This window comes from Enterobacter cloacae complex sp. ECL72 (assembly GCF_019056635.1).
In the GTDB taxonomy this organism is placed as follows: Bacteria; Pseudomonadota; Gammaproteobacteria; order Enterobacterales; family Enterobacteriaceae; genus Enterobacter; species Enterobacter hormaechei_C.
Genome location: NZ_CP077659.1, coordinates 2,363,730 through 2,379,574 on the forward strand (window position 1 = coordinate 2,363,730; position 15,845 = coordinate 2,379,574).

Annotated in this window: 17 protein-coding genes; 5 read left to right on the top strand and 12 right to left on the bottom strand. The window is 52.1% G+C overall.

Annotated elements, in window-relative coordinates; all coding sequences use genetic code 11:
* Positions 1-3: 3 nt before the first annotated feature.
* On the bottom strand, positions 4-1,836 hold the full coding sequence (uvrC, locus tag KTH07_RS11520; RefSeq protein ID WP_017384477.1) for an excinuclease ABC subunit UvrC: 1,833 nt from the start codon (positions 1,834-1,836) through the stop codon (positions 4-6).
* Positions 1,833-2,489 (bottom strand): UvrY/SirA/GacA family response regulator transcription factor, encoded by a 657-nt coding sequence (gene uvrY, locus KTH07_RS11525; protein ID WP_017384478.1) that lies wholly within the window; start codon positions 2,487-2,489, stop codon positions 1,833-1,835. The genes uvrC and uvrY overlap by 4 nt, the downstream gene beginning before the upstream one ends.
* Before the next feature lie 464 nt (positions 2,490-2,953).
* Here uvrY and KTH07_RS11530 point away from each other — a divergent pair, with 464 nt between their 5' ends.
* On the top strand, positions 2,954-3,178 hold the full coding sequence (locus KTH07_RS11530; protein WP_003859644.1) for a DUF2594 family protein: 225 nt from the start codon (positions 2,954-2,956) through the stop codon (positions 3,176-3,178).
* A gap of 64 nt (positions 3,179-3,242) precedes the next feature.
* Here KTH07_RS11530 and sdiA read toward each other — a convergent pair whose 3' ends face one another.
* The 8 genes from sdiA to KTH07_RS11570 form a co-directional block, all read right to left on the bottom strand.
* Positions 3,243-3,965, bottom strand: a complete 723-nt coding sequence (sdiA, locus tag KTH07_RS11535; RefSeq protein WP_017384479.1) for a transcriptional regulator SdiA — start codon at positions 3,963-3,965, stop codon at positions 3,243-3,245.
* A 223-nt stretch (positions 3,966-4,188) separates the two neighbouring features.
* On the bottom strand, positions 4,189-4,941 hold the full coding sequence (gene tcyN / locus KTH07_RS11540) for an L-cystine ABC transporter ATP-binding protein TcyN (RefSeq protein ID WP_003859634.1): 753 nt from the start codon (positions 4,939-4,941) through the stop codon (positions 4,189-4,191).
* Complete coding sequence (gene tcyL / locus KTH07_RS11545; protein WP_003859632.1) at positions 4,938-5,606, bottom strand: cystine ABC transporter permease; 669 nt, start codon at positions 5,604-5,606, stop codon at positions 4,938-4,940. Before tcyL ends, tcyN begins: the two co-directional genes overlap by 4 nt.
* 21 nt (positions 5,607-5,627) lie before the next feature.
* Positions 5,628-6,614 carry a D-cysteine desulfhydrase gene (gene dcyD, locus KTH07_RS11550; RefSeq protein WP_017384480.1) on the bottom strand — a complete coding sequence of 329 codons (987 nt, stop codon included), beginning with the start codon at positions 6,612-6,614 and terminating at the stop codon, positions 5,628-5,630.
* Positions 6,615-6,717: 103 nt separating this feature from the next.
* Entirely contained in the window at positions 6,718-7,518 is an 801-nt protein-coding gene (tcyJ, locus tag KTH07_RS11555) for a cystine ABC transporter substrate-binding protein (protein WP_003859627.1), read from the bottom strand.
* A gap of 86 nt (positions 7,519-7,604) precedes the next feature.
* Positions 7,605-8,156 (bottom strand): flagella biosynthesis regulatory protein FliZ, encoded by a 552-nt coding sequence (gene fliZ / locus KTH07_RS11560; RefSeq protein ID WP_015570235.1) that lies wholly within the window; start codon positions 8,154-8,156, stop codon positions 7,605-7,607.
* Positions 8,157-8,210: 54 nt separating this feature from the next.
* Positions 8,211-8,930, bottom strand: a complete 720-nt coding sequence (locus KTH07_RS11565; protein ID WP_003859623.1) for an RNA polymerase sigma factor FliA — start codon at positions 8,928-8,930, stop codon at positions 8,211-8,213.
* Between the two features lie 163 nt (positions 8,931-9,093).
* Positions 9,094-10,632: a flagellin gene (locus KTH07_RS11570; RefSeq protein WP_023303919.1), complete on the bottom strand. Its 1,539-nt coding sequence runs from the start codon at positions 10,630-10,632 to the stop codon at positions 9,094-9,096.
* A gap of 269 nt (positions 10,633-10,901) precedes the next feature.
* Here KTH07_RS11570 and fliD point away from each other — a divergent pair, with 269 nt between their 5' ends.
* The 4 genes from fliD to amyA all read left to right on the top strand — a co-directional run bounded on the left by fliD (position 10,902) and on the right by amyA (position 14,712).
* A complete protein-coding gene (fliD, locus tag KTH07_RS11575) occupies positions 10,902-12,314 on the top strand; it encodes a flagellar filament capping protein FliD (protein ID WP_023303920.1) in 1,413 nt (470 codons plus the stop codon).
* A 30-nt stretch (positions 12,315-12,344) separates the two neighbouring features.
* Positions 12,345-12,755 carry a flagellar export chaperone FliS gene (gene fliS / locus KTH07_RS11580; protein ID WP_023303921.1) on the top strand — a complete coding sequence of 137 codons (411 nt, stop codon included), beginning with the start codon at positions 12,345-12,347 and terminating at the stop codon, positions 12,753-12,755.
* Positions 12,755-13,126, top strand: a complete 372-nt coding sequence (gene fliT / locus KTH07_RS11585; protein ID WP_006811148.1) for a flagella biosynthesis regulatory protein FliT — start codon at positions 12,755-12,757, stop codon at positions 13,124-13,126. Before fliS ends, fliT begins: the two co-directional genes overlap by 1 nt.
* Before the next feature lie 98 nt (positions 13,127-13,224).
* Positions 13,225-14,712: an alpha-amylase gene (gene amyA / locus KTH07_RS11590; protein WP_032619461.1), complete on the top strand. Its 1,488-nt coding sequence runs from the start codon at positions 13,225-13,227 to the stop codon at positions 14,710-14,712.
* Positions 14,713-14,814: 102 nt separating this feature from the next.
* On the opposite strand, the gene yedD is transcribed toward amyA, so the two are convergent.
* Positions 14,815-15,228: a lipoprotein YedD gene (gene yedD, locus KTH07_RS11595; RefSeq protein WP_003859613.1), complete on the bottom strand. Its 414-nt coding sequence runs from the start codon at positions 15,226-15,228 to the stop codon at positions 14,815-14,817.
* 75 nt (positions 15,229-15,303) lie between these two features.
* Positions 15,304-15,618: a flagellar hook-basal body complex protein FliE gene (fliE, locus tag KTH07_RS11600; RefSeq protein ID WP_003859612.1), complete on the bottom strand. Its 315-nt coding sequence runs from the start codon at positions 15,616-15,618 to the stop codon at positions 15,304-15,306.
* Between the last annotated feature and the right edge of the window lie 227 nt (positions 15,619-15,845).

A 15,845-nucleotide genomic window follows, 5' to 3' on the forward strand; every position in this document is an offset into this window, starting at 1 on the left:
CCCTCAATGTTTCAACGAGTAGTAGATCTTTTCTGCCAGCCCTTGCGAAATACCCGGCACTTTTGCAATTTCTTCCATACTGGCGTTGAGTAATCCTTGCAATCCGCCCATATACTTCAACAGCATCTGGCGACGTTTTGGCCCGACGCCTTCAATCGTCTCAAGGGTACTGGTATTTTTCACTTTTGCCCGTTTTTTACGGTGCCCACTGATGGCGTGATCGTGCGACTCATCGCGGATATGCTGGATCACGTGCAGCGCAGGGGAATCCGGCGGCAGGCTAAAGCCCTCGCCTTCCGGCTCAAAGAACAGCGTTTCCAGGCCAGCCTTACGATCTGCCCCTTTCGCTACCCCTAGCAGCAGCGGATGGTTCTTATCCCACTCCACGTCGAGTGATTCAAATACCGCTTTCGCCTGCCCCAACTGCCCTTTCCCGCCGTCGATAAGGATAACGTCCGGGATTTTGCTCTCTTCAATCGCTTTACCATAGCGACGGCGCAGCACCTGGTTCATGGCGGCATAATCGTCACCGGGCGTAATGCCGGTGATGTTATAGCGACGATACTCTGCCCGCAGCGGACCGTTGGCATCAAAGACCACACACGACGCCACGGTCTGCTCACCCATCGTATGGCTGATGTCGAAGCATTCCATGCGTTTCACTTCCGGCAGCTTAAGCAGCGTAGCAAGCGCGGTTAAACGCTGGCTGACGGTCGACTGCTGGGACAGTTTGGTGGTCAGCGCCGTGGCGGCATTGGTTCGCGCCAGCTTCAGATAACGCGCACGATCGCCGCGCGGTTTCGTCTGAACATTCACCCGGCGGCCTGCCAGCTCTGAAAGCGACTCCGCCAGCAGGGTTTTATCATCGAGCGTGAAGTCGAGCAGGATCTCCGAGGGCAGCGTACGCATCTGGCTGCCCTGCAAATAAAACTGGCCGACGAAGGTCTCCACCACTTCACCCAGCTCAGTGCCGCCCGGCACTTTCGGGAAGTAGCTGCGGCTGCCGAGCACTTTGCCCTGACGAATAAAAAGCACATGAACGCAGGCCAGACCGGCGTCAAAGGCTACGCCGATAACATCGAGGTCGTCGCCCGTATTGGAAACAAACTGCTTCTCGGTCACCCTGCGCACCGCCTGAATCTGGTCGCGGATGCGTGCGGCCTCCTCAAATTCCAGCGCCGCGCTGGCTTTTTCCATACGGGCAATCAGTTGCGTCAGCACCTGATCGTCTTTCCCGGCTAAAAACAGGCGGACATATTCCACCTGCTGCGCGTACTCTTCTTCGCTCACCAGCCCTTCAACGCACGGCCCCAGGCAGCGGCCAATCTGATATTGCAGGCATGGCCGGGAGCGGTTGCGATAAACGCTATTTTCGCACTGGCGAACAGGAAAGATTTTTTGCAAAAGCGCCAGCGTTTCCCGCACGGCATAACCGTTCGGGAACGGGCCGAAATATTCACCTTTCGCATGCTTAGCGCCACGATGCATCGCCAGCCGCGGGTGCGTGTCGCCGCTCAGGAAGATAAACGGATAGGATTTGTCATCGCGCAGCAGAACGTTGTAGCGCGGCTGATACAACTTAATGTAGTTGTGCTCAAGGAGCAGCGCTTCCGTTTCCGTATGCGTTACGGTGACATCAATGTTATGTATAAGTGCGACCAGCGCTTCGGTTTTACGGGAGGCAAGGTTGCTGCGGAAATAGCTGGAAAGGCGTTTCTTCAGATCTTTCGCCTTACCGACATAGATAACCGTACCGCCAGCATCGTACATACGGTAGACGCCTGGCTGGCTGGTGACGGTTTTCAGAAATGCTTTTGAATCGAACGCTTCACTCACTGACTTATTAACGACTCCGCATTGCACAAACCATGGCGAATGGCCAGGTGAGTCAGTTCGACATCACCGTGAATGTTCAGTTTACTGAACATTCGATAGCGATAGCTGTTGACCGTTTTCGGGCTGAGATTCAGCTGCTCTGAGATCTCATTCACCTTCTGACCTTTAGTGATCATCAGCATAATCTGCAATTCGCGCTCAGACAAACTGGCAAACGGAGATTCCGTTTTTTCCGGTTCAATCTGACTCAGAGCCATCTGTTGAGCAATATCAGAAGCGATGTAGCGCTGCCCGGCGTGTACGGTGCGGATCGCATTGACAACTTCCTGCGGCGCGGCGCCTTTACTGAGATACCCGGCAGCACCCGCCTGCATAACCCTGGCAGGCAGCGGATTTTCGGTATGGACGGTCAGCATGATAACTTTGGTATCAACGAACATGCGCGCGATTTTGCGCGTGGCTTCAAGCCCGCCAATACCGGGCATGTTCATATCCATCAGCACCACGTCTGCGGAGTTAGCGCGACACCATTTGACGGCATCTTCGCCACAGCACGCCTCGCCGGCAACTTTAATACCCTTTATATCTTCAAGAATGCGTCGTATCCCTGCGCGCACCAGTTCGTGGTCATCAACAAGAAGGACGTTGATCAAAGGAAATGTCTCCAGAATAGGGATAACGCTACTGACTGCTAATTGGGTTTATATTAACGGTTTTCCATGCAAGATTAAAACGCTAAAAAATCGGCTATTCGATTCTGGTCTCGTTTTTGGAAATTAAGCTGTACAGTAAGTGGAAAGAAAACCCTTGCCCGCCGGGCTTTTACCGCTATTTTTTAGCATCGACATTCGAAAAGTTACTAAAACAGTTGTTAACTCAAACGAAAAAGAGCGCGCGATTTTTTGTAACAACAATTAACGAATGGCGAACCGGGGATAAACATTTAATTGTCGCTAACATATTGGACAGGGTACCTTCATAATCCGCGCCGCCCAATAATCACTGCGCGATAAGTATAAAAAACAACCACTGCATTTTTTGCCGTAGCTTGTGGTATACTCCGCCGCCTTAACTTTCATCGTCGCGCTCATGCGCTGTTTTATAATGAGGAAAATAAATGAGCACACCTGAATTTGCCACTGCCGAGAATAACCAGGAACTGGCACAGGAAGTAAACTGCCTGAAGTCGCTGCTGACGCTTATGCTACAGGCGATGGGCCAGGCTGATGCTGGTCGTGTGATCATTAAAATGGAAAAACAGATCGCGCAGATGGAAGACCAGGCGGAATCCGCTGTTTTTGCCAATACGGTTAAGCAAATTAAACAAGCCTACCGCCAGTAACAAAAACGGCTGGATGCAAAGCATTCAGCCGTTTTCTCGTCTGACACGCAGAACGTGATATCAGTCAGATAAGCCCCGTCGCCGCGGCATAACACGCTATCTGGATCTTATTCGGTGCGTTGAATTTCTTCTGCATATTCTTTTGATGGAAATTGACGGTATTTTCCGAGATGGAGAGAATGATGGCGATTTCTGCCGACGTCTTCCCTTCTGCGGTCCACTTCAGAATTTCCCGCTCACGCTTGCTGAATTTCATTTCAGGCGGCATCACCGTCTCATGTTCAAAGCGTAACAGTGTGGTGAGCGCCATCTGGACGAGCATTTGTAAACGCAGCTCAACTTCTTCACTGGATATCGAGTGTGCCTGTAAGCTGGTACATGACACGGAGAGGAAACCGAGCGCATGATTTGGCATCATCAGACACTGCGTTATTCCCTTGCGTAATCCGTGGTCCCGCGCGCCGTCCCATAATTGCTGGGCATCCGTGAATAATTCATCCGTCCAGGGCAAATGTCCCTGAATGAAATTCTCCGGCTTCAGCACCGGGTCAATGGCGAAATAATTCTCGGACTGATATTGCGCCATCCATTGTTGCGGATAACTGGAATGGACGGAGGTTCGCGGGCGGGTAAATGGCACAGGGTGTCGAACACAAAGCGCATAATAATCGAATTCAAGCGCCTGCGTTTGTCGCTGAAGTTCCTGATATACCTCTTCGGCACAGGTCATTTCCTGAAACCGGAGGAAGCATTCCCGTCGCCAGGTGAAAAAGTCTATATCCCTCATACTTACTGAATGAAGCCTCTGATAAAGATAATCATTATTATGGTGAATATAACCTAACACATAAAGCATGATTATTTATATAAAATATCGGCCACAGGCAGATTATCTTTAATTTGGCGATGGCTTATCCACATCAGTCGGAATAAAAAAGCAACAGAACGGAGTTTAAGGGAGGATAATTTGCTCCAGAAGCGGCATCTGGAGCAAATTGAACGCTAAAATGCTACTGCATTAAGAATTTTTCAAGGAACTGACGGGTTCGGGGCTGCTGCGGATTGGCAAACAGCGCTTTAGCCGGCCCCTGCTCAACTATTCTCCCCTGATCCATGAAAATAGCCCGATCGGCAACGTCGCGAGCGAAGCTCATTTCATGCGTCACAATCACCATCGTGCGTTTCTCCTGCGCCAGCTGTCGGATCGTGTTCAGTACTTCCCCGACCAGCTCAGGATCGAGCGCGGACGTGGGTTCGTCAAACAGGATCACATCCGGGCGCATCGCCAGCGCGCGCGCAATGGCGACACGCTGCTGCTGCCCGCCAGATAAGCGACGCGGATAGCTCGTCTCCTTCCCTGCCAGCCCAACCTTCGCCAGCAGCTCGCGGGCGCGGACCGTCGCGTCTTCCTTAGGTTCCCCCTTGACGATGACCGGCCCTTCAATAATGTTTTCCAGCACCGTGCGGTGCGGAAAGAGATTAAAGCTCTGGAACACGAAGCCGACATGCTGGCGCAGGCGGCGAATCAGCCCTTTTTGCTGGCTGATGGGTTTCCCGGTATCAATGGTGATATCACCCACGCGGATCGTCCCGCCTTCGGGCTGCTCCAGTAAATTGATGCTGCGCAGCAGCGTGGTTTTGCCTGACCCGCTCGGGCCGATAATTGCTACCACTTCGCCCTGCTCAACCTCAAGATCAATGCCATGCAGCACCGTTTGTCCATGGAATTTTTTCACCAGGTTTTTGACGTCAATTGCACTCATTTTGGATCACGCTCCTGGCGGTTAAGCTGGTTTTCAAAATAGTTTTGCAGAGCGGACAGTACCGTCGCCATCACCCAGTAAATCAGCGAGGCCGCCAGATACATGGTAAACACTTCCAGCGTGCGCGAGGTGATCAGCTGCGCCTGACGGAACAGCTCCGGCACCTGAATGGTCGCCGCAAGCGAGGTGTCTTTCACCAGGCTGATAAAGCTGTTGCTCAGCGGCGGCAGCGCCACGCGCGCCGCCTGGGGCAGGATCGCCCGGCGCAGCGTCTGCCACGGGGTCATACCGATACTGGCCGCCGCTTCCCACTGTCCTTTATCGATGGAGGAGATCGCCGCACGCAGCGTTTCAGAGGTGTACGCCGCGGTATTCAGCGACAGGCCAATCATCGCCGCCGGGATCGGATCCAGCTCAATACCAAACTGTGGCAGCCCGTAGTAAATCATAAACAGCTGGGCGATAAGCGGCGTTCCGCGGAACACGGAGATGTAAAACCGCGCCAGCCACCGCACCGGCCAGATGTTCGACATGCGCATCAGTGCCAGCACAAACCCGAGCACCAGCCCGAAGAACATCCCGCCGATACTGAGCTGTAAAGTAAACACCGCGCCCTTAAGCAAGAACGGCAGCGAATCAATAACCAGTTGAATACTTTCTTGCATTATTATTTTTCTACCTGATTTTTAGACATGAGGATGATAGGCAAACAGCGCAGGCGCCCCGCCAGTATGAACAAACAAAATGGGTCCTTCATCCTTAAAGCGCTTGCGGGCGATGCCGTCGATCAGGCCCGCCATTGCCTTGCCGGTATAGACCGGGTCAAGCAGAATACCTTCGAGACGGGCCAGCAGCTTAACCGCCTCCATCCCTTCATCATTGGGGGTGCCATAGCCCGGCGCGAAATAGTCATCCCACAGCAGTATTTCCGCCTTCGCCTGAAGCGCAAGCTGTTCAGCCACCGCCTGTTGCAGGGTGACGACTTTCGGCTTCTGTTCCGCAACGCTTCTGGAAACCGTCACGCCAATCAGCTCGACCTCCGGCATCAGTTGCTCAAGCCCGACCGCTAAACCAGCATGGGTCCCCGCACTGCCGGACGCCACCACCACCGAGGATAAACTCACCGCGCCTTCGCACTGCTGAGCGATTTCCAGCGCGCTCTCAACATAGCCGAGGGCACCCAGCGCATTCGAGCCGCCAACCGGGATCACGTACGGACGAAAACCCTGCGCTTCCAGACGCGTCGCCAGCTCGTCGAGCTGTGCAGCCGGGTCGGTCAACGCGTCGACCATTTCAACCTGCACGTTGAACAGATCCAGCAGCAAACGGTTACCGTTAGTCAGGTAATTCTCTGCCTGCGTCCCGATCGGGTTCTCCAGCAGGGCTACGCAGTGGAGTCCCAGCTTCGCCGCCACTGCCGCCGTCTGGCGAACGTGGTTAGACTGAATTGCCCCGGCGGTGATCAGCGTGTCCGCCCCCTCACGCAGAGCATCGGCGGCGAGAAACTCCAGCTTGCGCAGCTTATTTCCGCCCATCGCCATGGGCGTCACATCGTCACGCTTAATGAATATATCGCGCCCCAGGTAGTCAGAAAATCGCGGCAGATACTCCAGCGGCGTGGGTGCGCCGATAAATTCCAGACGGGGAAAGCGCGTTAAATTCTGTAGTGACATGGTTCCTCCGGTCACGCAAACAATTGTTATTTCATTATGCACGCAGACGCGCGAGAAATAAAAAAGGCGCTTTTAAAAGCGCCTTTTTTTGTCAGTCAGAGACTTATTTCGTCACGTCTGCGCCGAACCACTTCTCAGAAAGCGCCTTCAGGCTGCCGTCTTTCTGCATCTCAGCAATGGCGCCGTCGATGGCTTTCAGCAGATCCTCGTTACCTTTACGCACCGCCACGCCGGACTCCTGACGGGAGAACGCATCACCCGCGACAGCCAGGGTATTGTTGGTTTTCTTCACCAGATCCAGCGCTGCCAGGCGGTCAACCAGAATGGCGTCAATACGGCCTACGCGTAGATCCTGGTATTTCGTCGGGTCATCATCGTAGGTACGGATGTCCACGCCCTGCACGTTCTGGCGCAGCCACTCTTCGTAGTTGGTGCCCAGACCGACGCCGACTTTCTTACCTTTCAGGTCCGCTGCGGACTTGATGCTGCCTTCGTTACCTTTCTTCACCAGCGCCTGAATACCGGACACGGTGTACGGCGTGGAGAAGTCATACTTCTTCTTACGCTCGTCAGAAATGGTTACCTGGTTAATCACCACGTCAATACGTTTGGAATCCAGTGACGCCAACATCCCGTCCCATTTGGTGGGTTTCAGGGAGGCTTTAACGCCGAGGTGTTTCGCCAGCTCCTGCGCAAACTCCACTTCAAAACCGGTCAGTTTACCGTCGTCGCCCTGGAAGCTGAACGGAGGATAGGTTCCTTCCAGCCCAACCAGCAGCGTGCCGCGCTCTTTAACTTTGTTGAGCAGATTCTCTGCCGCGAACGTTTTCACACTCATCCCCGCGACCAGCGCAACGGCCATCATCCCCATCAGCGCCTGACGACCCAGAAGTGCTAATTTCATAAGTACCCCGATACAGTGGAATTTTTGAGTAGTGTAGAGAAATCGCCTGCAACGTCAAAGGCGGCTGCGCTACATCTTATTCTTTTTTAATATATATCAGAAGTTGTTCCGGCGCGGACTTTCTGCTTTATGACGCCCGGCATCTGGACTTTATATTGCGCGTACTTTCGCAGCGCGATGCGGTAATTATTGGTACTGGTGGCGGGCAACCAGGGTTCCAGATTTTCATCCAGGTATCCGGTCGTCAGCAGATCGCGGGAGATATTTTGCATGGTCAAATGCTGACCCAGGCGGCGCAGGCGAACCACGTATTCACGCACGGTGCCGTGACTCATCTCCGTTTGTTCAAACAGGAATTGCTTGAAGCCGATAATATCGAAGAAGTCGCTTTGCTCTTTGCAATGGAGATCGCCACAGAAACGGCAAAGCGCTACCCACTCTTTTTGCTCTTCAAGCCAGGCGGCTTCATCCATCAGCGTGTCGAGGCGGGAAATCGCAATCTTATTCACGATTTCACCGCGACGAACCAGCGTGATGCGGTCGAGTAATTTTTTACAGTGGGCGCAATGCGTCTGGCTGTGTTTAAAGTCTTTCAGGTAGCGGCTTAAAGGCCGTCTTTTAGATTGCTGCACCGTCATGATAACTCCTGGTTGTCAATACGTTGTGCGGCATTTCCAAGGCGAATAACTCACCTATAACTTACCCAGTTTTGTGCGCAGGCGTTTAATGGCCTGGCTGTGCAGCTGGCTCACCCGTGACTCGCCCACCTCCAGCACGGCGCCAATCTCTTTGAGATTGAGCTCTTCCTGGTAATAGAGGGTTAACACCAGTTGCTCACGTTCCGGTAAAGCTTCAATCGCTTCCATCACGCGCTGGCGTAAATTCCCTTCCAGTAAATGGTGTAACGGGTTTTCTTGCTGGTGTTCATCGGTCACCAGCTCGATGCTATCGCCATGCTCTTCGCGCCACTCATCATAGGAGAAGAGTTGGCTGTTATTGGTATCGAGCAACATCTGGCGATACTCTTCAACAGGGATGCCCAGACGCTCCGCCACTTCGGTTTCCGTCGCGTTGCGCCCCAGCTCCTGTTCCAGCTGCCCCATCGCATGCGCCACTTCGCGCGCGTTGCGGCGAACGCTGCGCGGCACCCAGTCGCGGCTGCGCAGCTCGTCCAGCATCGCACCACGAATACGCTGCACTGCGTAAGTCGTAAATGCCGTTCCTTGCAGAGCGTCGTACCGGTCAACTGCATTCAATAACCCGATACCGCCCGCCTGTAGCAGATCGTCCAGTTCCACGCTCGCCGGCAAACGCACCTGGAGGCGCAATGCTTCGTGACGCACCAGCGGAACATAACGCTGCCACAGCGAGTGTTTATCCATTACACCTTCAGCGGTATAGAGTGAATTCACGATAAACAGCCCTGCGTTAGTTGAGTTATCGGCATGATTATCCGATTCTGGAGGGGTTTTAATCGGGTGAATAGTGGGTGAAATGAGGGGTTATTTGGGGGGTTACGCGTAAATGCGGACAGAAAAAACCCCGCCGAAGCGGGGTTTGAGCTTAATCAGGCGATTAGCCTTGCAGCAGAGACAGAACCTGCTGAGGAACCTGGTTAGCTTTGGCCAACACGGAGTTACCGGCCTGCTGAACGATTTGCGCTTTAGACATGTTGGACACTTCGGTCGCATAGTCGGCGTCCTGAATACGGGACTGCGCTTCAGACAGGTTGGTGGTGGTGTTGTTCAGGTTGGTTACAGCAGAATCCAGACGGTTCTGGATAGCACCCAGTGAAGAACGGAATTTGTCTACCTGAGCGATAGCATCATCCAATGCTTTCAGTGGATCATTAGTAGACTGTTGAGATTTTGCAGCATCAGCACTGATCAGAGTTGTTGCACCAGCTGCCGTCTTACCAAGATAAACATCTTCTGAAATCTGTGGACCCGTTGGGTTAGCAGGGTCAGTAAACAGTGAAGTTACATTTCCAGTTGAATCCACGTCGTACTGCTTGCCATTAATTTTGAGTGTGCTACCGGTTTTAGTGGCCCCTTGGAGGTCAAGGTCAGACAGCTTGGCTTCACGGTTAGCCGTTGATGCAGCTGTAGTCAATTGACCAGATGCCGCATCGGTATAAATTGAATCAGTCGTAGTGAAGGTTGCGCCAGTACCTGCAGGTGCGGTAGAAGTACCAACTTTGAGCGTTACATCTTTACCATCAACGTTTGCTTTCAGGGTTGCGTTGCCGTTAGCGTCAGCTGCACCCACAAGTGTAAGATCAACACCATTATAATTGATTTTCGCGCCATCAGCCTTGCCAGCAGCCAATGCAGCAATTGCCTGTGCTTGCGTATTGTCAGTGGTATCAATAGCCGCAGTGTTGGTTGTCTTGGAAGCACCTGTCAAGTTACCAGTTGCAGCATCGATATACTGCGCAGCAGGTGTAGCTGCATCATCAGTTACAGCGCCAGTTTTAACATCAACATGATAAGTTGAAGTTGTACCGCCAGAAGTTACTGAATAGTTATCAGTACCAGTTGCACCAAAGTCAGCGATCAACGTACCAGCGGTAACTTTCTGAGCACCGTCAACATTGAAGCCAGAGAGGCCCAATGTTTTCGCGTCAATTTGCTTGAGATCAATACTGATGGTCTCACCATCATTCGCACCAACTTGGATTTTCATGGTGCCATCTTTAGCGAGAACGTTCACGCCGTTAAACTGAGTCTGACCAGATACGCGGTCAATTTCAGATAGACGGGATTTGATTTCGTCCTGGATTGAAGAGAGGTCAGAATCAGAGTTAGTACCGGTTGTTGCCTGAACGGTCAGTTCACGAACACGCTGAAGGTTGTTGTTGATTTCAGACAGCGCGCCTTCAGTGGTCTGCGCCAGAGAGATACCGTCGTTAGCGTTACGTGCAGCCTGAGTCAGACCTTTGATGTTAGAGGTGAAGCGGTTAGCGATAGCCTGGCCCGCAGCGTCATCTTTCGCGCTGTTGATACGCAGACCAGAAGACAGACGCTCGATAGAAGAAGACAGAGCGGACTGGTTCTTGTTGATATTGTTCTGAGTGATCAGCGAGAGGCTGTTGGTATTAATGACTTGTGCCATGATTTCGATTCCTGTTGTTCATCAAATCTGTTTGGTTAGATTTGGGTTTCCACCCTTCGGCTTCATCGCCGTCAAAGGTGTTATCGTCTGGTCCAGACCAACCTTTAGATATTTTTTCAGGATCGCGATAATTTTTTTAGCCACGGAAAAGCTCTTCTCTATTACCGCTATTCCCGCCATTAAAAAAAAGAAATTAACCGTAAACTTTCCCCCATTGAGGCCGATAACCCCACTAGTCGTTCTACGTGTCGATAGATTAAGGAATAAATATGGCAAGTATTTCATCATTGGGAATCGGTTCTGGCCTTAAGTTGGCAGACATTCTGGATAGCCTGACTGCAGCGGAAAAAGCCCAGCTAACGCCGATCTCAAAACAACAGACATCCTATACAGCCAAGCTGAGTGCATACGGCACGTTGAAAAGTTCTTTGGAAGCGTTTCAAACCGCAAATACAGCGTTAAACAAAGCTGATTTATTTACGGCTACAACTACGACGAGCAGTAGTGACGCATTCAGTGCAACCACAACAGGCAGCGCCATTCCGGGCAAATACACCATCAGCATTTCTCAGCTTGCTCAGGCGCAAACGCTGACAACTAAAAACACCCAACCCGACACCAAAACGGCAATCGCATCAACAGACAGTAAGATCACCTTTACTCCGGGGAATGGTAAAGATCCGGTATCCATTGATATCAGTGCAGGAAACTCTTCCTTAACTGGGCTCCGCGATGCAATCAACAAAGCTAATGCGGGTGTGTCAGCAAGTATCATTAATGTTGGGAATGGGCAGTATCGCCTTTCTGTGACCTCAACTGAAACAGGGGCAAATAACGCGGTCAGTATTAGCGTTAGCGGTGATAGCACACTCAAAAGCTTTTTGGGTTACAACGGTACCAGCGATGATGCCAGTAACGGCATGACAGAGAGCGTAACGGCTCAAAATGCAAAACTGAAGATCAATAACGTTGATATTGAAAACAGTAGCAACACCATCAGTGATGCTCTGGAAGACATCACGCTTAATCTAAACAATGTTACGAAAGATAATCAAACAATTACTATTGCCAAAGATGCATCCAAAGCTGAAACAGCTATCAAAGCTTGGGTAGATGCTTATAACTCGCTTCAGGATACCTTCGCCTCATTAACAAAATACACAGCCGTTGATGCCGGAAGTGATGCGCAAGACACAAGTAATGGTGCACTACTTGGTGACACTACTTTGCGTACAATCCAGACACAGCTTAAAAGCATGCTGAGTAATTCTGCTAGTACATCAAACATTAAGTCACTTTCACAAATTGGTATTACCAGTAACCCAAGCACAGGGAAACTTGAACTAGATAACACCAAGCTTGAAACTGCACTCAGCAAAGATTCATCAGGCGTCAAAGAACTCATCGTCGGTGATGGCAAAAAAACCGGTATCACTACTGCAATGGCAACCAATCTGACTGACTGGCTATCAACTAAAGGCATTATCCAGGCAGCGAAGGATGGCGTAAGCAAAACACTGAACAATTTGACGGCTCAATACAATGCTGTTAGCGAGCGAATTGATAACACTGTCGCACGGTACAAAGCTCAATTTACCCAGTTGGATGTAATGATGACATCACTAAACAACACCAGCAGTTACCTTACACAGCAGTTCGAAAATACGTCTTCCAACAAGTAGTAACAGATAATCAGACCCGAGGGGGATAACATGTACGGCGCAAAAGGCACGCAAGCCTACGCAAAGATAGAAGTTGAAAGCGCGGTGATGAGCGCCAGCCAGCAGCAACTGGTTATCATGCTATTTGATGGTGCCCTCAGCGCGCTGGTACGCGCGCGTCTGTTCCTAGCAGACGGTAATATCCCGGCAAAAGGGTTGGCACTCTCCAAAGCGATTAATATCATCGAAAATGGCCTGAAGGTCGGATTGGATGAAGAGAGTAAAGACGAGTTAACACAAAACCTGATCGCTCTCTATGCCTATATGGTTCGTCGCCTGCTTCAGGCCAACCTTCGCAATGATGCCAGTGCCATCGAAGAGGTGGAGAGTTTACTGCGCAATATTGCGGATGGCTGGAAGGAGGCTGCAGGTATACCAACTCTTGTCCAGGACGCCGTCTAATGAGTAACGCACCGCAACTTTATGCCCTTTATCAGCAACTCCTTGAGCAGAGCCAGTTGATGTTGCGACTGGCCCGGCAGGGACTATGGGATGATCTGATCATCTGTGAAACCGACTATGTTAATGCGGTGCACTCACTGGCTCGTCTCACTCAGGAAAGTGAACCTTCGATGCAGATTCAGGAGCAGCTTCGCCCGACGCTGCGGGTGATCCTGGACAACGAAGGCCAGGTAAAAACGTTGCTGCAAGCCAGAATGGATGAACTGGCGAAGCTGGTTGGGCAATCCTCCATCCAGAAAACCGTTCTCTCCACCTACGGTAACCAGGGCGGTCATGTCCTGGTTCCGCAAAGTAATAGCGATATTAATTAGCCATTTAACTGGCGGGCAAACGTTAACCGTTTCGTTCGCCAGGCATTTCTGCCAAACCTGCTCCATACTTGAGTTTCGCGACCTCATGGAGATGGTGCATGCGCAACCCAACACTTTTACAATGTTTTCACTGGTACTACCCCACCGGCGGTGAACTGTGGCGAGAAGTCACGGCATTAGCCCCCAACCTGAACGAAATCGGCATCAATATGGTCTGGTTACCGCCGGCATACAAAGGGGCATCCGGCGGCTATTCCGTCGGGTATGACTCTTATGACCTTTTCGACCTCGGTGAGTTTGACCAGAAAGGCAGCTTCGCCACCAAATACGGCGATAAAGCCCAGCTGCTGGAGGCCATCAACGCCTTAAAAAGCAACCAGATTGCGGTGCTTCTGGACGTGGTGGTCAACCATAAAATGGGGGCCGATGAAAAGGAACCCGTCCGCGTGCAGCGCGTGGATGCTCAGGATCGCACCCAAATCAGCGATGAGATCATCGAATGCGAAGCCTGGACGCGTTACACCTTCCCCGTTCGGGCCGGGCAGTATTCGCAATTTATCTGGGATTACAAATGCTTCAGCGGTATCGACCACATTGAAAACCCCAATGAGGACGGTATCTTCAAAATCGTGAACGACTACACCGGCGAAGGCTGGAACGATCAGGTCGACGACGAGATGGGCAATTTCGATTACCTGATGGGTGAAAATATCGATTTTCGCAACCATGCGGTGACGGAGGAGATCAAATACTGGGCGCGCTGGGTGATGGAGCAAACCCACTGCGACGGCTTCCGCCTGGACGCGGTAAAACACATCCCGGCCTGGTTCTATAAAGAGTGGATTGAGCACGTCCAGGAGGTGGCCCCGCAGCCGCTGTTTATTGTGGCGGAATACTGGTCTCACGAAGTGGATAAATTGCAGCACTACATCAATCAGGTGGACGGTAAAACCATGCTGTTTGATGCGCCACTGCAAATGAAATTTCACGAAGCCTCACGCCAGGGACGCGACTACGATATGAGCCAGATTTTCACCGGTACGCTGGTGGAAGCCGATCCGTTCCATGCCGTGACGCTGGTTGCCAACCACGATACCCAACCCTTGCAGGCGCTGGAAGCCCCGGTTGAAGCCTGGTTCAAACCGCTGGCCTACGCGCTCATCCTGCTGCGTGAAAACGGCGTGCCGAGCGTGTTCTACCCGGATCTTTTTGGCGCCAGCTATGACGACACCGGCGGGGATGGCGAGACGTATCACATCGATATGCCTGTGATTGAACAGCTCCACGAGCTGATCCTCGCCCGGCAGCGTTTTGCCCACGGCGTGCAGACGCTGTTTTTCGATCATCCAAACTGCATTGCGTTCAGCCGCAGCGGGACTGAGGAACACCCGGGCTGTGTTGTGGTGCTGTCGAATGGCGATGACGGCGAGAAGACGATCTGCCTCGGGGAGAATTACGGCAACAAGACCTGGCGTGATTTTTTAGGCAACCGCGAGGAAACCGTGACCACGGCGGCGGATGGCGAAGGGACGTTCTTCTGTAACGGGGGAAGCGTCAGCGTCTGGGTGATTGAGGACGCGCTGTAGTGCTGGGAAAGTGCGGCCTGATGCCCTCACCCCGACCCTCTCCCACAGGGAGAGGGAGCAAACCCTAAAAACGGCAATATGATTGCCGTTTTGCTTTTACCGCTACGGAAGCTTACTCTCCAGCGGATTCTTGCTCAGGTAATCTGCGCATTCCACTGTTGGACGGTCAACCTTGTACAGTTCCATACCGTCATACTCCAGCGCCGCCCCATCACGCTCCAGCGGATAGACATCCAGCTTACGCGTCACGTTGTAATAATCATCTGAACGCAGCATGATCTTACCCGGCACCGCGATAACGCGCTGCCACTGACGGCAATCCAGCGTATCCCCCTCTGGCGTCACCACCAGCGTGGCGATCGCTTCCGGGCTCACCATCGCGCTCTGCGGCCCTTTCGACTGCCAGTAACCTGCCAGTTGCGAAGGTACCGGGTGCTTAATCACTTCCTGATAGTTATCTACCTGAACACATCCCGCTAACGTCAGCATCGCAGCCACAATTGCTACTTTTTTCATCATCTTTCCTGCATGCGAAGAAAAAAATATTGTGGCATTAAAGCCATCAGGCTGCCAGCGTAAGATAGGTATTGATTAAACCTGCATCCCCATCACTTCCTGGTATGCCGACACCAGCTTGTTACGCACCTGCAACCCCATCTGCAATGACACCGACGCTTTTTGCAGATCGGCCATCACATCGTTGAGCGCCACGCCGGGTTCGCCAAGGGTAAATCTCTCAGCCTGGGTACGGGCCGCGTTTTGCTTGTCGCTGATCCGGTCCAGCGCCGCATGCAGTTGACCGGCGAAGCTAACGCCCGGCGGCTGGTCAGCCACGCTCTGATTACGGGCGGTCATCGCCGTTGCCTGTAACTGACTGAGTACCCCTTCAATGCCCTGTATAGCCATGACTCTCCCCTGGATGGTTTTTTACGAGGTCAAGACTAACAGCTTGTCAATAAGATAATGGCGGTAAATAGCGTTAAAAAACCAGGTTATTTGACGCATAGAAAATCCCGAATCATCAAATAATGGCAGGGCCATCAGTATGGAACTTTTGTCGTGTTTGCCGACCCGGGAGTCAGTTTTGTTTCTCTACACGAATAACGTAAACCACCAGGATTTAAGAGGTGCGC